Annotated in this window: 13 protein-coding genes; 7 read left to right on the top strand and 6 right to left on the bottom strand. The window is 33.8% G+C overall.

The features are described from left to right. Nucleotides 1-112 precede the first annotated feature (112 nt). Nucleotides 113-682, bottom strand: a complete 570-nt coding sequence (locus NU08_RS22040; protein ID WP_129749181.1) for a Crp/Fnr family transcriptional regulator — start codon at nucleotides 680-682, stop codon at nucleotides 113-115. Nucleotides 683-927: 245 nt separating this feature from the next. Here NU08_RS22040 and NU08_RS22035 point away from each other — a divergent pair, with 245 nt between their 5' ends. Further along, a complete protein-coding gene (locus tag NU08_RS22035) occupies nucleotides 928-2,043 on the top strand; it encodes a polysaccharide lyase family 1 protein (RefSeq protein WP_129749180.1) in 1,116 nt (371 codons plus the stop codon). 279 nt (nucleotides 2,044-2,322) lie between these two features. Here the strand turns inward: NU08_RS22035 and NU08_RS22030 are convergent, their stop codons facing one another. The 3 genes from NU08_RS22030 to NU08_RS22020 all read right to left on the bottom strand — a co-directional run bounded on the left by NU08_RS22030 (nucleotide 2,323) and on the right by NU08_RS22020 (nucleotide 4,683). Next, a complete protein-coding gene (locus NU08_RS22030; RefSeq protein WP_111378494.1) occupies nucleotides 2,323-2,706 on the bottom strand; it encodes a DUF3037 domain-containing protein in 384 nt (127 codons plus the stop codon). Beyond that, nucleotides 2,696-3,475, bottom strand: coding sequence for a HipA family kinase (locus NU08_RS22025; RefSeq protein ID WP_129749179.1), 780 nt, complete (start codon nucleotides 3,473-3,475; stop codon nucleotides 2,696-2,698). The genes NU08_RS22030 and NU08_RS22025 overlap by 11 nt, the downstream gene beginning before the upstream one ends. A gap of 359 nt (nucleotides 3,476-3,834) precedes the next feature. Beyond that, a complete protein-coding gene (locus tag NU08_RS22020) occupies nucleotides 3,835-4,683 on the bottom strand; it encodes an NAD(P)H-hydrate dehydratase (protein WP_129749178.1) in 849 nt (282 codons plus the stop codon). A gap of 350 nt (nucleotides 4,684-5,033) precedes the next feature. On the opposite strand from NU08_RS22020, the gene gcvT reads away from it, so the two are divergent. From gcvT to NU08_RS21995, 5 genes are all read left to right on the top strand, one after another. After that, nucleotides 5,034-6,116, top strand: a complete 1,083-nt coding sequence (gene gcvT, locus NU08_RS22015) for a glycine cleavage system aminomethyltransferase GcvT (RefSeq protein WP_129749177.1) — start codon at nucleotides 5,034-5,036, stop codon at nucleotides 6,114-6,116. A 201-nt stretch (nucleotides 6,117-6,317) separates the two neighbouring features. Then, the gene (locus NU08_RS22010) at nucleotides 6,318-8,354 is read left to right on the top strand and encodes a S41 family peptidase (RefSeq protein ID WP_129749176.1); all 2,037 of its coding nucleotides are present in this window, start codon (nucleotides 6,318-6,320) and stop codon (nucleotides 8,352-8,354) included. Nucleotides 8,355-8,660: 306 nt separating this feature from the next. Continuing rightward, the gene (locus NU08_RS22005; protein WP_129749175.1) at nucleotides 8,661-9,374 is read left to right on the top strand and encodes a YebC/PmpR family DNA-binding transcriptional regulator; all 714 of its coding nucleotides are present in this window, start codon (nucleotides 8,661-8,663) and stop codon (nucleotides 9,372-9,374) included. A 224-nt stretch (nucleotides 9,375-9,598) separates the two neighbouring features. Then, complete coding sequence (locus NU08_RS22000; RefSeq protein WP_111424194.1) at nucleotides 9,599-9,802, top strand: hypothetical protein; 204 nt, start codon at nucleotides 9,599-9,601, stop codon at nucleotides 9,800-9,802. A gap of 90 nt (nucleotides 9,803-9,892) precedes the next feature. Further along, nucleotides 9,893-10,255: a hypothetical protein gene (locus NU08_RS21995; RefSeq protein ID WP_129749174.1), complete on the top strand. Its 363-nt coding sequence runs from the start codon at nucleotides 9,893-9,895 to the stop codon at nucleotides 10,253-10,255. A gap of 49 nt (nucleotides 10,256-10,304) precedes the next feature. Here NU08_RS21995 and NU08_RS21990 read toward each other — a convergent pair whose 3' ends face one another. Further along, on the bottom strand, nucleotides 10,305-11,207 hold the full coding sequence (locus NU08_RS21990; RefSeq protein ID WP_242502629.1) for a LamG domain-containing protein: 903 nt from the start codon (nucleotides 11,205-11,207) through the stop codon (nucleotides 10,305-10,307). A 357-nt stretch (nucleotides 11,208-11,564) separates the two neighbouring features. Here NU08_RS21990 and NU08_RS21985 point away from each other — a divergent pair, with 357 nt between their 5' ends. Further along, on the top strand, nucleotides 11,565-12,584 hold the full coding sequence (locus tag NU08_RS21985) for a DUF481 domain-containing protein (RefSeq protein WP_129749173.1): 1,020 nt from the start codon (nucleotides 11,565-11,567) through the stop codon (nucleotides 12,582-12,584). Between the two features lie 104 nt (nucleotides 12,585-12,688). Here NU08_RS21985 and NU08_RS21980 read toward each other — a convergent pair whose 3' ends face one another. Beyond that, nucleotides 12,689-13,588, bottom strand: a complete 900-nt coding sequence (locus tag NU08_RS21980; RefSeq protein WP_129749172.1) for a LamG domain-containing protein — start codon at nucleotides 13,586-13,588, stop codon at nucleotides 12,689-12,691. Nucleotides 13,589-13,886: the final 298 nt, after the last annotated feature.

Here is a 13,886-nt window from a genome sequence, read left to right as displayed (position 1 = left end):
ATCCGTTACCGAAATAAGTAACTTTTACAGAAATGACAAAAATGAGATTAGTGCTTTAATCTCTATAAAATCTGCGTGAAATAAAAACTTAGAATCTCAGAATCTTAGCACCTTAGCATCTCCTTTTTATCTTTGAAAGAAACTCGTGCGAAACGCCCAAATACGATGACAAATTCTTATTGTTAATCGAGCTCACTTTTTGAGGATAACGTTCTTTAAAATCCAAGTAACGTTGTTTTGAGGTTTTATGCAACACATCTAAAAGACGTTGCTGAATGGCAACATTCGCACGTTCGATCATTAAAACATGAAACTTAATTAGTTTTGGAATTACGGCAAACAAATACGCTTTTTGCATTTTACTGATAACCACGATTTCGCTGTCTTCAATGGCTTTAATGTTGTATGTAGTTGGTTTTTGGTGGTAAAAACTTTCCAGATCGCAAATCCATTCGTTTTCGAAAGAGAAGAAAATGACGGTTTCTGTTCCGTTTTCGTTTAAAATATAAGTTTTGAATGAGCCTTTCAAAATAAATCCTTCGTAACTACTATTCGAATTCTGAACTTGTAGGAATTGATTCTTTTTCAGTTTGATAAGTTCTGCTTTTGAGACAATAATATCCCATTCTTCATCTGTGAGCGGAATCTTTCGCTCAATGTTTGCTCGTAGTAGGTTGTACATCTTGTGGTTTTTGTGGTTTTTTGTGAGGTTTAAATTTGTTTTTTCAACTCATTATTAATTAGGGGCTTAAATTAATGTAATCGATTACGTAAAAATAGACATAAAATACATTTTTGTAAATTTAGAACTGTTAAAAAAACATATTTCATAGATTTTTTTACCAAAGTTTGAACTTGTTCAACTTTTTTCCTACAAATAATATTGAGTTTTGCGTTGTTAAACTTTTTAAATAACCAAACTTAATTATGAACTTAAAATCAAAACTTTCAATGTTCGCTACAGCATTGATTTTCGGATTTACGGCATGTAACTCCGAAGAAATCGCTTCAAACACAGAAGCAAGTATTCAACCAACAAATGAAACGATTGATGCATCTGCAACCAATCCGACTGCTAAAATCGGAAACTGCGCTGAGGTTCCTGGCTGGGCTTCACAAAACGGTGGAACAACGGGTGGTGGCTCTGCTGCGGAGACTACAGTTACAACTTACGCTCAGCTTAAATCGGCTATTGAAAACACTTCTGTAAAAGTGATTAAAGTTTCTGGAACAATCACGGTTACAACAAGATTATCATTTCAGGATCAGACTGGAAAAACTATTTACGGGGCAAGCGGTGCAAAACTGGTTTCTACAAATCAGACAAAGGATGCTTCTGGAATTATTAACATTAAAAGATGTAAAAACATTATCATCAGAAACTTGATTTTTGAAGGCCCTGGCGCTTACGATACTGATGGATGGGATAATGCCATTCTGGATGAATGTACAAATGTTTGGGTAGATCACTGCGAATTTAGAGATGGTGTAGATGGAAATTTCGACATCAAAAACAAATCAGATTATATTTCTGTTACGTATTCTAAATTCCATTATCTAAAAGCACCAAAAGCTGGAGGTTCTGGCGGAACTGATGATCACCGTTTCTCTAACTTAATTGGTTCTAGCGACGGCGCAACTGCAGATCGCGGAAAATTAAGAATCACATTTGCAAGATGCTGGTGGGCTCCAGGATGTAAAGAAAGAATGCCTAGAGTTCGTTTTGGACAAGTTCATATTGTAAACAGTTTCTTTAACAGTACGGTAAGCAACAAATGTATCGCAGCAGGATTTGAAGCAAATATTCGCGTAGAAAGCAATGTGTTTGAAGGCGTAAAAAACCCAATCGATTTAATGAGCGGTTATACGGCGGTTACGGCTACAGATAATGTATTTACAAATGTAACGGGAACTCAAGCAGGAAGCGGTACGGCTTTTACTCCTCCATATTCTATCGTGAAATTGGCAAAAACTGCTGTTAAAGCTGATATTTCTGCAAATGCAGGGCCTACTTTGGGCGGTAATGTTTGTGGTTCTTTCTAGTAGCTTTTTGTTTGCCACAAAGGCGCTAAGACACGAAGTTTTTTAATCTAGCAATCCCGATAGCTATCGGGAGCTAAAGCACAAAGATTTTTCACGCAGATTTAAAAAGATTGAAGCAGATTTAAAATTAGATTAGTAATTAAATTAAATCTGCTTCAATCTGCAAAATTTGCGTGAAACAAAAATCATTTTAATCCTTTTGATCTATGGCAAATAAATAGGCGCACTGCTATGCGCCTCTACTAAAAAACCTTAGAATCTTAGCATCTTAGTCCCTTTTTAAAGCACCAACTCCTCAAACAAACGTTGAATGGTTTTCTCCAAATCCTGACTCAATCCCGGATGAGGTCTTGAGGTTTGGATTGCCGAACTTCTAATGGCCGTTAACCATCGAAAACGCTCTGGAATTTCAAATTCAGCGATTGGACCGCCATCTTTGGCTCCGTTGGCTATTTTTACTAATGAAGTCAGATTGCATTCTAATTGTTCGATGTCGAAATCATTAGAAAGCGCTTGAATTTTTTCTTTATTTAAATGAAAAAGAACCTTTATAAATTTGGCTTTTTTGCAAAACAAAATGATTCCGATATTCAGGAATTCTTCGCGCTCTACCCTTGGCACAACACGAATCACAGCATATTCGTATAAGTGATTATCTTGCATTTTGCGCCTGATTTACAAATATTTCTGAATTCTCTAATCTTGTCTTTAAAAACTGCAAATAAACGTTTCGCAATCCTTCTGGAGTTTCGTCTGCATCTTCCCATTGCAACCAGTCTAACGGAATTGTATTGACAATTTCTTCTAAAATTTCGGGTGTTAAAATCGCTTTAAACTCAGCGTCAACTTCTTTTAACATTGAAGCTTGAGGCAGTAAAACGTGATCTTTTATCAACGCAAACGGACTTTTAGAGTGCTGTTCCCAGTTATGCCAAGAATGATGAAAGTACAAACACGCACCATGATCAATTAGCCATAATTCTTTATGCCAAATCAGCATATTGGTATTTTTGAAGGTTCTGTCTACGTTGGTAATATATGCGTCTAGCCAAACAATCTGTGACGCTAATTTAGCATCAACTGTTGTTACAGCAGGATCAAAAGTAATAGCTCCTGATAAAAAGTGAAGCGCCAAATTTAATCCCTGACTTCCTTGCAATAAATCCTGAATTTCTTCATCGGCTTCGGTTCTTCCGAAAGCTTCGTCTAGATTTGCGAAAACTAATTCTGGCAATTGCAGTTTTAAGGCTTTGGCTATTTGTCCGCCAACTAATTCGGCTATTAGAGCTTTTACGCCGTGTCCAGCGCCTCTGAATTTTAATACGTATTTAAAGTCGTCATCGGCTTCTGCTAAAGCGGGTAAAGATCCGCCTTCGCGCAGTGGCGTTATATAACGCATGACATTTACTGTTCTTAAGTCGAAATTTTTCATTTTTAAAGATTCAAAGATGCTAAGAAACTGAGTTGCTAAGTTTCTAATCTTTGATATTACAAACTTACAATTTTTGATTTTAGATTTTATTTTTTACCGCAAAGTTCACAAAGGTTTACGCAAAGAAAACGAAGTTTTTTTTGAGTTTGTATTGCTTTTTTAAGATCACAAAGATTTAATTACATAGTAACGCATTCGGCTTGTCACCCTGAGCGAAGTCGAAGGGACACAAGTAGCTCGACGAAGAAACTAAACTTTGAGGAATATCTTTGTGTTCCTTCGACTTCGCTCAGGATGACAAAAAATGAAAATATTCTTTGCGAACTTTGTGAAAAATCTTTGTGCTCTCTGCGTTAAAATTACTTTTCTAAACTCAAAAAAGCTTTTCCAAGATACTTTATAATCGTAGAAGCCGTAAAAGACTCATAACCTGTTTTTGGCAAGGCTAAATCGGCTGTTAAACCGTGGAGGTAAACGCTCATTTTAGAAGCGTATTTGGGTTCGTATCCTTGCGCTAGAAGACTTGTGAGGATTCCAGTTAAAACATCGCCGCTTCCTGCGGTTGCAAGTGCGGCGTTTCCGCTTGTGTTTTCGTAGACTGAAGTTCTATTGATAATGTAGGTTGGCGCACCTTTCATGACCACAATCACTTTGTATTTTTCTGAAAAAGCAATTGTTTTCTGGAATTTCTCGGCTTCCGAATTCCACTTTCCTATCAAGCGTTCTAATTCTTTTGGATGAGGTGTTAGAATCGTGTCTTCAGGAACCAATTCTAACCATGATAAATTTTCTGAAATAATGTTTAATGCATCGGCATCGAGAACTAAAGGTGCTTTGTTAACTCTTAAAAATTCGAATAATGCTTTTTGTGTTCCTAGCTCCTTTCCTATTCCTGGGCCAATTCCAACGGCTTGCGGAATAAACGGAAGATGGATATTGGTAATAAAATTGGTGTTTTCGTCGGTTACGGTCATTACTTCGGGAATAGAAATTTGGAGTATTTGATAACCGCATTTGGGTATAAAAGTCGTTACGAGTCCGCAGCCTGTTTTGAGGCAGGATTTTGAAGCTAAAACCGCCGCTCCTATTTTGCCGTAACTTCCAGCAATAATCACCGCATGACCTTGTGTTCCTTTGTGAGTTTGAGGGTTTACAGGTTTATATAATTTCTGAAATTCTTCTTTATTAATTAAATACGGTGATTTCATTCTTTAGTTGGTGTTAATTTTAAACACATAGAATCATAGCTTTCCTTTACACATCAAGGCGTTTCACTTATTTAAATAAACATAGCTAAATGTAAAAGTTTAATTTTTATACTAAAATTACATAAAAAATTGAAAACATGATTCTTCTAATGAAACTGTTAGCCCTAGCCCTGATAGTAGCGGCATCTCCCGATTTAGAAAAACAAGGCTTTTTAGCCGTAGTTTTTGTTAATCGGGAATATAGCGGATAGCAGGAAATAGCTCCAAATTATTGCGAAATTTATAATTTAAGGTCTTTTAATTTGATATTTTTTGAATAGATTTGCAAAACAATTTTATAAAACAACACAATGAAAAATACTGCGCTTACGCACATACATGAAGGTTTAGGAGCGAAAATGCTTCCTTTTGCTGGTTATAATATGCCTATTACTTATGAAGGGGTTAATGCTGAACACGAAACAGTTCGTAATGGTGTCGGCGTTTTTGACGTTTCTCACATGGGTGAATTTTTGTTATCGGGTCCAAATGCATTGGCTTTGATTCAGAAAGTGACTTCAAACGATGCATCTACTTTGACAATTGGAAGAGCGCAATATTCTTGTCTTCCAAATAATGAAGGCGGAATTGTTGACGATTTGATTATTTATAAAATGAAAGAAGAAGAGTATTTACTGGTTGTAAATGCTTCTAATATTGAAAAAGATTGGAACTGGATTTCATCTCATAACGATTTAGGAGTTGATATGAAGAATCTTTCTGACGAATATTCTTTATTGGCAATTCAAGGTCCAAAAGCGGTTGAAGCTATGCAGTCTTTGACTTCTATTGATTTGTCTGCGATTACATATTACCACTTTGAGGTTGGCGATTTTGCAGGATTCAGTGATGTTATTATTTCTGCTACTGGTTATACTGGTTCTGGCGGATTTGAAATTTACTGCAAAAATGCTGATGCTGAAGCTATCTGGAACAAAGTTTTTGAAGCTGGAGCTGCTTTCGGAATTAAACCGATTGGTCTTGCTGCTCGTGATACTTTACGTTTGGAAATGGGATTCTGCCTATACGGAAATGATATTAACGATACTACTTCTCCACTTGAAGCTGGTTTAGGATGGATTACAAAATTCACAAAAGACTTTACTAATTCTGAAGCTCTTAAAAAACAAAAAGAAGCTGGTGTTACAAGAAAATTAATTGCTTTTGAAATGCAAGAGCGTGCAGTGCCAAGACACGATTACGAAATTGTTGATGGTTCTGGAGCGGTAATCGGAATTGTAACTTCTGGAACTATGTCTCCTTCTATGAATAAAGGAATTGGTTTAGGTTATGTTACAACTGCAAACAGTGCTGTTGATAGCGATATTTTTATTAGAATCAGAAAAAATGATGTTCCTGCTAAAGTGGTTAAATTACCATTTTACAAGAAATAAGTTTTGAACTTTATAAAATTAAAGAATGCGTTACGGTTGTAACGCATTTTTTTTGCTGTAAAATAAGCAGATTCAGGTTAATTTATTTGTTGTGTATTCGTTTAACGGTTAAATGCTTTTCGTTGTCGATATTTTGCTAAAAATACTACAATTTCTAAAAAAATTAGTGTAACTTTAATCATGAACCTTGAATTTCCATTTATGAAAAAGATTTCACTACTCCTTTTTTTGCTGACATCAACTATATCCTTTGGTCAAAACAGCGCTGAAACTTGTGAAATATTAAACAAAATAAATGCGCTTATTCAAGCTGAACATTTGAGACCCAAACCAGTTGATGACAGCTTATCTGTGTTCGTTTTTGACAATCTCATTAACGAACTTGACCCTTCTCGCAATATCTTTTTTAAAAGCGAATATGACGAATTGGCTCAGAAATACCGATACAACTTAGACGATTTGATTCTAAAGAACGATTGCAGTTTTCTTACTGATATAAAAGCAAAATACGTAAATGGCCTCATACGCACTAAAAAGGTTTTAGAAAAGATTCAGACCATCCCGATAGATTACACTAAGAAAGATACAATTCGTTTTTATAAAAAATCTTTTGCCTTTTATTTAAAAAAAGAAGACATAGAAAAGGTTTGGATAAAAAAACTACGCTATCAAATCTTAGACGATATTGCTGAAATGAGTGAAAATCTAGATTCTTTAAAAACGAATTTTAAATCGATAGAACAAGCTTCTAAAAATCAAATTCTTTCTAATGAAATATGCCGTTTTAATACATTAATAGAAACTAATACAAAACAGGAAGAAAAACTGTATAATTTCTTTTGCACGTATTTTGATCCACATACGGCTTATTTTAGTGATGATTCTAAAACTAGTTTTGTTGCTTCTTTATCAAAAGAGCATTTGTCGCTAGGAATGACGGTAAACCTCAACGAGAAAAATGAAATTATCATTGATGAAATAGATCCAAATGGTCCAGCATATCAAACAGGACAGATAAAAAAAGGCGATCAGATTATTTCGATTTCCAATCAGAAAGAAACGCTTCAGGTTTCGTGTGCTTCTCTAGAATCTATATCGTCTATGATTTTGTCTGAAAATAACAAGCATATCACGCTTACCTTAAAACGCAATTCAGGTAAAAGTTTTGATGTTTATATTGAAAAACAGATGATGAAGGATGAAGAAAATTCGGTTTTCAGTTTCATCATTGGCAAAGACAGCAAAATTGGTTATGTAAAAATTCCGAGTTTTTATGCTGATCTTGATGGCACAAGCAGAAAAGGCTGTGCAGATGATGTGGCACGCGAAGTTATAAAACTGCAAAGAGACAGCATAAAAGGACTGGTAATTGATCTTATTGACAATGGCGGCGGTTCTATGGAAGAAGCCATAAAATTGGCTGGAATGTTTGTAGATTACGGTCCGCTTTCGATTGTAATTGACAGCAAAAAAGAAAAATCTGTAATTAATGATCCTTTTAAAGGCGTAATTTATAGAGGTCCCATTGTGGTTTTAGTAAACAGCAATACGGCTTCGGCAAGCGAGTTTTTCTCTTCGATCATGCAAGACTACAATCGCGCACTTTTGTTAGGAAGCTCTACACTTGGAAAAGCTACCATGCAAACTATTCTTCCGCTTGACGAAGAAAAAAATACCGATTTCTTAAAAATTACAATCAATAAATTCTACAGGATTACAGGGAAAAGCCATCAATACGTTGGAGTAAAACCAGATGTTGTTCTTCCTGAATTTTATGAAGATATTTACCAGAAAGAAAGCGATTTCCCGACGGCAATAAAAAACGACAGCATTGAACCTTTCTTAAAATACAAGACGTATGTGAAACGAAATTTGATTGATAAAATTGCTAAAAACAGTTCGGAAAGATTAGCAGACAATTACTTTTTTAGCAACATAAAAAAGATCAATCTCAAGATAGATCAACTTGTAAATACTCCAAAAGCAGAGATTCCACTGACATTAGATGCAGTTTTTAAACAGAAAAAAACATTGAATGCGCTTTGGACAGAGATTAATACTTTTAATGACGAAAATAATCCGCTAGATGTATACAATTCTAGCGTCAATCAGTTTCTTTTAGGAGCTTATCCTAATGATAAAACGATTAACCAATACCAAATGGATAATCTTAAAACTAACCCTTACCTGAATGAGGCTGTAAATATTATTAATGAATTTAATGGAGGGGTTAAGTAGTTTTCTTTTAAAAGGTCCTAAGATACTGAGATACTAAGGTTCTAAGTTTTTTTTAGCAATCCCGATAACTATAGTGCGCAAAGTTTTATTTATATAGCTTTGTGAACTTTTTTATTTTATCGCTTAATTTAAAAATTTCTTTGTGAGCTTTGCGTTCCCGATAGCTATCGGGCTTGCGTACTTTGCGGTTAAATTCAACACAAACTAAGTAACTTGAAACCTAAAACCTGAAACAAAAAAGAACAATTTTGTTTTTGTAAAAATTAGGAAAACCGTATTTTTGCATCACAAAACTAAAAATTAGAAATGGGAAGAGCGTTCGAATTTAGAAAAGGAAGAAAAATGAAACGTTGGTCAGCAATGGCCAAAACATTTACCAGAATTGGTAAAGATATCGTAATGGCTGTTAAAGAAGGCGGACCAAACCCAGACGCCAATTCTAGATTAAGAGCTGTTATTCAAAATGCAAAAGCCGCTAACATGCCTAAGGACAATGTGGAGCGCGCGATTAAAAATGCAAGTAATAAAGATACTGCTAACTATAAAGAAATTTTGTTTGAAGGATACGCTCCTCACGGAATTGCAATCTTAATTGAAACTGCTTCTGATAACAACAATAGAACTGTAGCAAACATCCGCAGTTATTTCAACAAATGCAACGGAACAATGGGAACTCAAGGTTCTGTTGAGTTTATGTTTGACCACACTTGCAACTTCAGAATTGCAAAAGATGGTATCGACGCAGAAGAATTAGAATTAGAATTAATTGATTTTGGTGCTGAGGAAGTTTTTGAAGACGAAGACGGAATCTTAATTTATGCTCCTTTTGGAAGTTTTGGTGCTTTACAGAAAGAATTAGAAAACAGAGGTCTTGAAATCCTTTCTTCTGGTTTTGAGCGTATTCCGCAAATCACTAAAGAATTAACGGAAGCTCAAATTGCTGACGTTGAGAAATTGATCGAAAAAATCGAAGAAGATGATGACGTAATGAACGTTTATCATACCATGAAAGAAGATTAATCTTTCTAAAATATATTTTAAAAAAAGCTCTGGATTTTCTGGGGCTTTTTTTGTTTTGTAGAACTTTTGCTTTTCAAATATAAAAGCCACAAGGCAAATTGCAAATATGTACCTGAGTTTAAAATGAGATGCTTATTTGAACTCATTTTAAACTAAGATCAGGTACTTCTAAAGATAACATTTCGATTATATTTGCAACACCTCAAATATAATTTAAACTAAAAATGCAAACATCAAAAATCACTCGAATTGCCGTAGTAGCCCTAGTACTTTTGTTCTTAGTACTAAGTGTAATCAGCTGCAGTACACATGTACACACTCATGCTCCTGCTCCATCAGGTAAAAAAATACCCCCAGGACAAGCAAAAAAAATGAATGGAGACCAAAGTGCAAAAGCATATGCTCCAGGTCAGCAGAAAAAGAGATAACAAAAATGCCTTCTGAATTTCAGAAGGTTTTTTATTTTTATCTTAATTTTAAACGAAAATCAGTTTTATTTTCCCTAGAAATGTCAAATAATGAAGTATATATTTGAAAAATACAATCACTTTGATGAAAGAGATAATCGTAACAAATCAACAGCATTAATAGCAATTGAAAATGAAGAACAATATGGAGAATATTTCATTACAGAAATTAAAAATTTAAATCTACATTATTTAGAAGAAATCGTTAATTCTCTCAAACTAGTTTTGTCGGGTAATTTACAGCAATATAATTTTGGATATGAGGTTTACTCTATTGATTGCAACAAAAACATTTCATCTATAATTGACATCTTTACTGATGACAAAATTATTCTTGAACTTCCAACACAAGAAATCTACGAATTCATTAGAGATTGGAAAGATTATTTAACAGAGAACCAATTAATCCCATAACTACAATAATATATGCTCAAAATGAAAACTATATCATTTTAAACCACAATTATTTTTTGGAATTAATAACTTTAATCAAATAAGTTCCTTCTGGCAAATCGGTAATATTAGAAGCGTTGGCACTCATTATTTGTCTTCCTTGAGAAAATACCTCAATTGTTTTAGTGCTTTTATTGGTTTCTGCCGGAGCAGCTGCTGGCGCCGGTGTTTTTGCAGGTGCTGCGACAGTTTTTTTTGTCACATTTGAAACATTGGCGCTTGAAGCAGGTATTGTTTCCGTTACTGACGTTCCATTTGGTTTCGAGCTATTGTAAGCTTCTCGAACCTGTTCGTCTGTCATGGCAACACTATACAATCTTAAATCGTCAATATCTGCGCTGATACTCGTTGAGGTGTTTAATTTACCAAGATTTAAAATATATCCTTTTGCCGAACGCTGAATTCCTTCTACAGATTTAAGCAATTCACCGTTTCGGTAAATTTTCGAAACATTTCCGTCATATGTAATACTATAAAAATACCAAGTTTCTTTTGCCAATGGCACTGAAACGATCACATTATTTGCATCTCCCCAGCCAACCAAACTCAAATCTGAATTGCTTCCAGACACAGGCTGTTGCACTAAACCAAAATATTGTCCGTTTACTGCTGCACCGTATCCTAAAATGTAATTTGGAATATTGACTGCATTGAATTTTACCCAAATCGATATTGTTTTTGGCTTATTATCCTGAGGAAGCTCTCCTACTACAGCCTGATATGCTTTATTTGCAAGTCGCAAAGCACTTTTAGGACTTCCCATTCTATCGCTTACAAAAACTGGAGCACCTAAAAAAGAAATCGTGTTATCTGCACTGTTTAAATTTCCGTTGAAATTAAATTCCTGCACTGGATTTTGCGCATTGGCTGTTAAAAAATTTATAAACATTAAAGTGAGTACTATTTTTTTCATAGTGGTAGCTTTTATCAAGATAGTTCGTTTTAAGGCAAATAGCGATAGATTATAAATTTTAAATATTGTATGCTTTACAATTCTAAAATTTCATTCAATATTTTTAAAAATTTTGTTAAAACTATAATTAAAATTCAGCATATCCAAGAGATTCCTACACACAAATACAGAATTCTCACAAAAACAATTATACGACTTAAAAAACTTTCTTTAGCAAAAAAATTTCAAATCTAATCCTACTTTCTTGTAGAGCTAGATGGCAGTAAAATCAGGTTTTTTTCACGATTCTGCCTTACATTGCATTTTTATTTCTAACTTTAACAGTATGGGCTGTAAATCAAAGAAATAAACTTAAATATGAAGAAAACTTTACTTTTATTTTTTCTTTTATTTTTCTTAAAAATCAGTGCGCAGATTTCCGACACTCTTGTTTTGAAAAACAATGATGTCATTGTTGGCGAGATAAAGACAATGAATAAGGGAATTTTACAGATCGAAACCGATTACAGCAAAGAAGATTTTAAACTAGAATGGAAATATGTTAGAAACATTAGTTCTGAGAGGGTTTACATTATTAATCTTTCTAACGGTACTTTACTAAACGGAAAAATTACAAAAATCAAAATTCCTAATAAATGCGAAATTACTAATATCGATACGCAAAATAAAAGCATTATTGATCTTTCTGATATTGTACGCATAAAACCTGTTGATGATAGCTTTTGGGCTAGACTAGACGCCAGTTTTGATGCAGGAATAAAATTAACTAAAGCTCAAAGTTTACAACAATTAACCGTAAACGTAAATTTAGGCTACACTGCAAAAAAATGGTACGGAGCGGCTACATACAAACAGCTCCAATCTATACAAGACGAGAGCGATCCCATACGCAGAATAGATACTGACTTAAGCTATATACACCTTCTTCCGCGAGATTATTTTATTCCTCTGTCTGTTGTTACTTTAAAAAATACCGAACAAGACATTGACCTTCGTGTGGTTTCAAAAGCCGGATATGGAAAATACTTAATACATAGCAATAAAAAATATTGGGGAATTGCTTCTGGATTATCTTTTAATAACGAACGTTTCACAGGAACAAGCGAAGCCAACAAAAGTTTGGAATTATTCCTTGGGAGCGATTTAAACTTATATGATATTGGAGATTTCAGCATTCAGTCGAAAGTAAATGTTTTTCCTAGTTTAACAGAAAGCAAAAGGGTTCGTACCGATTTTTCTATAGACACCAAATACAACTTGCCATTAGACTTTTTCATCAAGCTGTCATTTGTTTATAACTATGATAACAAGCCTAAAGAAGGAGCATCAAAAGATGATTATGTTTTCCAGACTACTTTTGGATGGAAGTTAAATTAAAAAAAGCCTCCTGAACACAGAAAGCCTTTCTTACTATTCCAAAAACTCAATTGCTTACGCAATAAAAAAACTAACTAACATTTAAAAACAAACTAAAAAACCATTTATTTTGAGGTAATTTTTTTTGATGGAGTACTGGTAATTTTTAATAAATAAGTCCCTTCAGGAAGATCGGATATGTTTGTTGCATTGCTTCCTACTATTTTCTGCCCTTGAGAATAAACTTCTACATTTTTTATAGCACCATTCACTTCGCTTGAAGCAATAATTGTTTCGTTTGCCGTTTTTGTTTTTACAGCTACTTTTACTGTTTTAGCTTCTGCAGGCGCCGCAACAATCAAATTCGCTGTCTTTTCGCTCTCATATAATGCATTAATCTGATCTGCAGTCAGAGCTATGTTGTAAATCTTTAAATCATCTATATCAGCATTTATTCCAACCATTGTATTGATTTCTCCCAATCTAAAAATATTTCCATTTGTAGATCTTATCATGCCTTCAAGATACTTCAGTAATTTACCGTCACGGTATATCTTAGAAGTAGTTCCTTCATAAGTAATAATATAATGGTACCAAATATTTTTTTCTAGCGGTGTAGATACAATAACATCATTAGAAGCTCCCCAAGCTGCTAAGCTTAGGTCAGAGTTAGAAGAAGTTGTTCCTTGCTGCAATAAACCGCAATATTGAGCATTTAAAGGATTTCCGTAGCCCCAAATATAATTTGCATTGGAAATATCATTGAATTTAACCCAAATACTGATTGTTCGTGAGCTTTTTCCCTGAGGAACGTCATCGATTACGGCTTCTAAAGCTTTATTATTTAATCGTTGAGCTCCTTTTGCCACTCCTGCTCTATCAGCTACAAAATTAGTCGTACCAATAAATGAAATCGTATTTGCTGTATTGTTTAAAGTACCATTAAAATTAAATTCCTGAATCGGTGTTTGTGCATTCACATTCAAAAAACTTACAAACAATACTGTTAGTAGTAATTTTTTCATAATAGTAGATTTTAGGGATTAAACAACTTTCATTGTCTTAACACCTCAAAACTAGACTATTATAATTTTTACAAGAAAAATTTCCGATAAAATGCCTAAAAACTCGTTAAAATAACGTTTTTCATTCATTTTGACGGTAAAAGCATTTTTAAAAAATTATAAATAACATTAAAATATTAAACTTAACTCAAATAAAGTCACAATTTCTTACGTATAAATACGGTATATTCAACAAAATAATTATTTTTAACTTTTTACAAAAAAAAAAAAAAAAAAAAAAAAAAAAAAAAAAAAAAAA

This window comes from Flavobacterium anhuiense, from assembly GCF_004151235.1.
Classification (GTDB): domain Bacteria; phylum Bacteroidota; class Bacteroidia; order Flavobacteriales; family Flavobacteriaceae; genus Flavobacterium; species Flavobacterium anhuiense_A.
This window is presented reverse-complemented; position numbering and strand designations above follow the sequence as displayed.

Excerpts from the sequence above, each read along its gene's own strand:
- NU08_RS22040 (WP_129749181.1), bottom strand. The coding sequence starts at position 682 with ATGTACAACCTACTACGAGCAAACATTGAGCGAAAGATTCCGCTCACA.
- NU08_RS22035 (WP_129749180.1), top strand. The coding sequence starts at position 928 with ATGAACTTAAAATCAAAACTTTCAATGTTCGCTACAGCATTGATTTTC.
- NU08_RS22030 (WP_111378494.1), bottom strand. The coding sequence starts at position 2,706 with ATGCAAGATAATCACTTATACGAATATGCTGTGATTCGTGTTGTGCCA.
- NU08_RS22025 (WP_129749179.1), bottom strand. The coding sequence starts at position 3,475 with ATGAAAAATTTCGACTTAAGAACAGTAAATGTCATGCGTTATATAACG.
- NU08_RS22020 (WP_129749178.1), bottom strand. The coding sequence starts at position 4,683 with ATGAAATCACCGTATTTAATTAATAAAGAAGAATTTCAGAAATTATAT.
- gcvT (WP_129749177.1), top strand. The coding sequence starts at position 5,034 with ATGAAAAATACTGCGCTTACGCACATACATGAAGGTTTAGGAGCGAAA.
- NU08_RS22010 (WP_129749176.1), top strand. The coding sequence starts at position 6,318 with ATGAAAAAGATTTCACTACTCCTTTTTTTGCTGACATCAACTATATCC.
- NU08_RS22005 (WP_129749175.1), top strand. The coding sequence starts at position 8,661 with ATGGGAAGAGCGTTCGAATTTAGAAAAGGAAGAAAAATGAAACGTTGG.
- NU08_RS22000 (WP_111424194.1), top strand. The coding sequence starts at position 9,599 with ATGCAAACATCAAAAATCACTCGAATTGCCGTAGTAGCCCTAGTACTT.
- NU08_RS21995 (WP_129749174.1), top strand. The coding sequence starts at position 9,893 with ATGAAGTATATATTTGAAAAATACAATCACTTTGATGAAAGAGATAAT.
- NU08_RS21990 (WP_242502629.1), bottom strand. The coding sequence starts at position 11,207 with ATGAAAAAAATAGTACTCACTTTAATGTTTATAAATTTTTTAACAGCC.
- NU08_RS21985 (WP_129749173.1), top strand. The coding sequence starts at position 11,565 with ATGAAGAAAACTTTACTTTTATTTTTTCTTTTATTTTTCTTAAAAATC.
- NU08_RS21980 (WP_129749172.1), bottom strand. The coding sequence starts at position 13,588 with ATGAAAAAATTACTACTAACAGTATTGTTTGTAAGTTTTTTGAATGTG.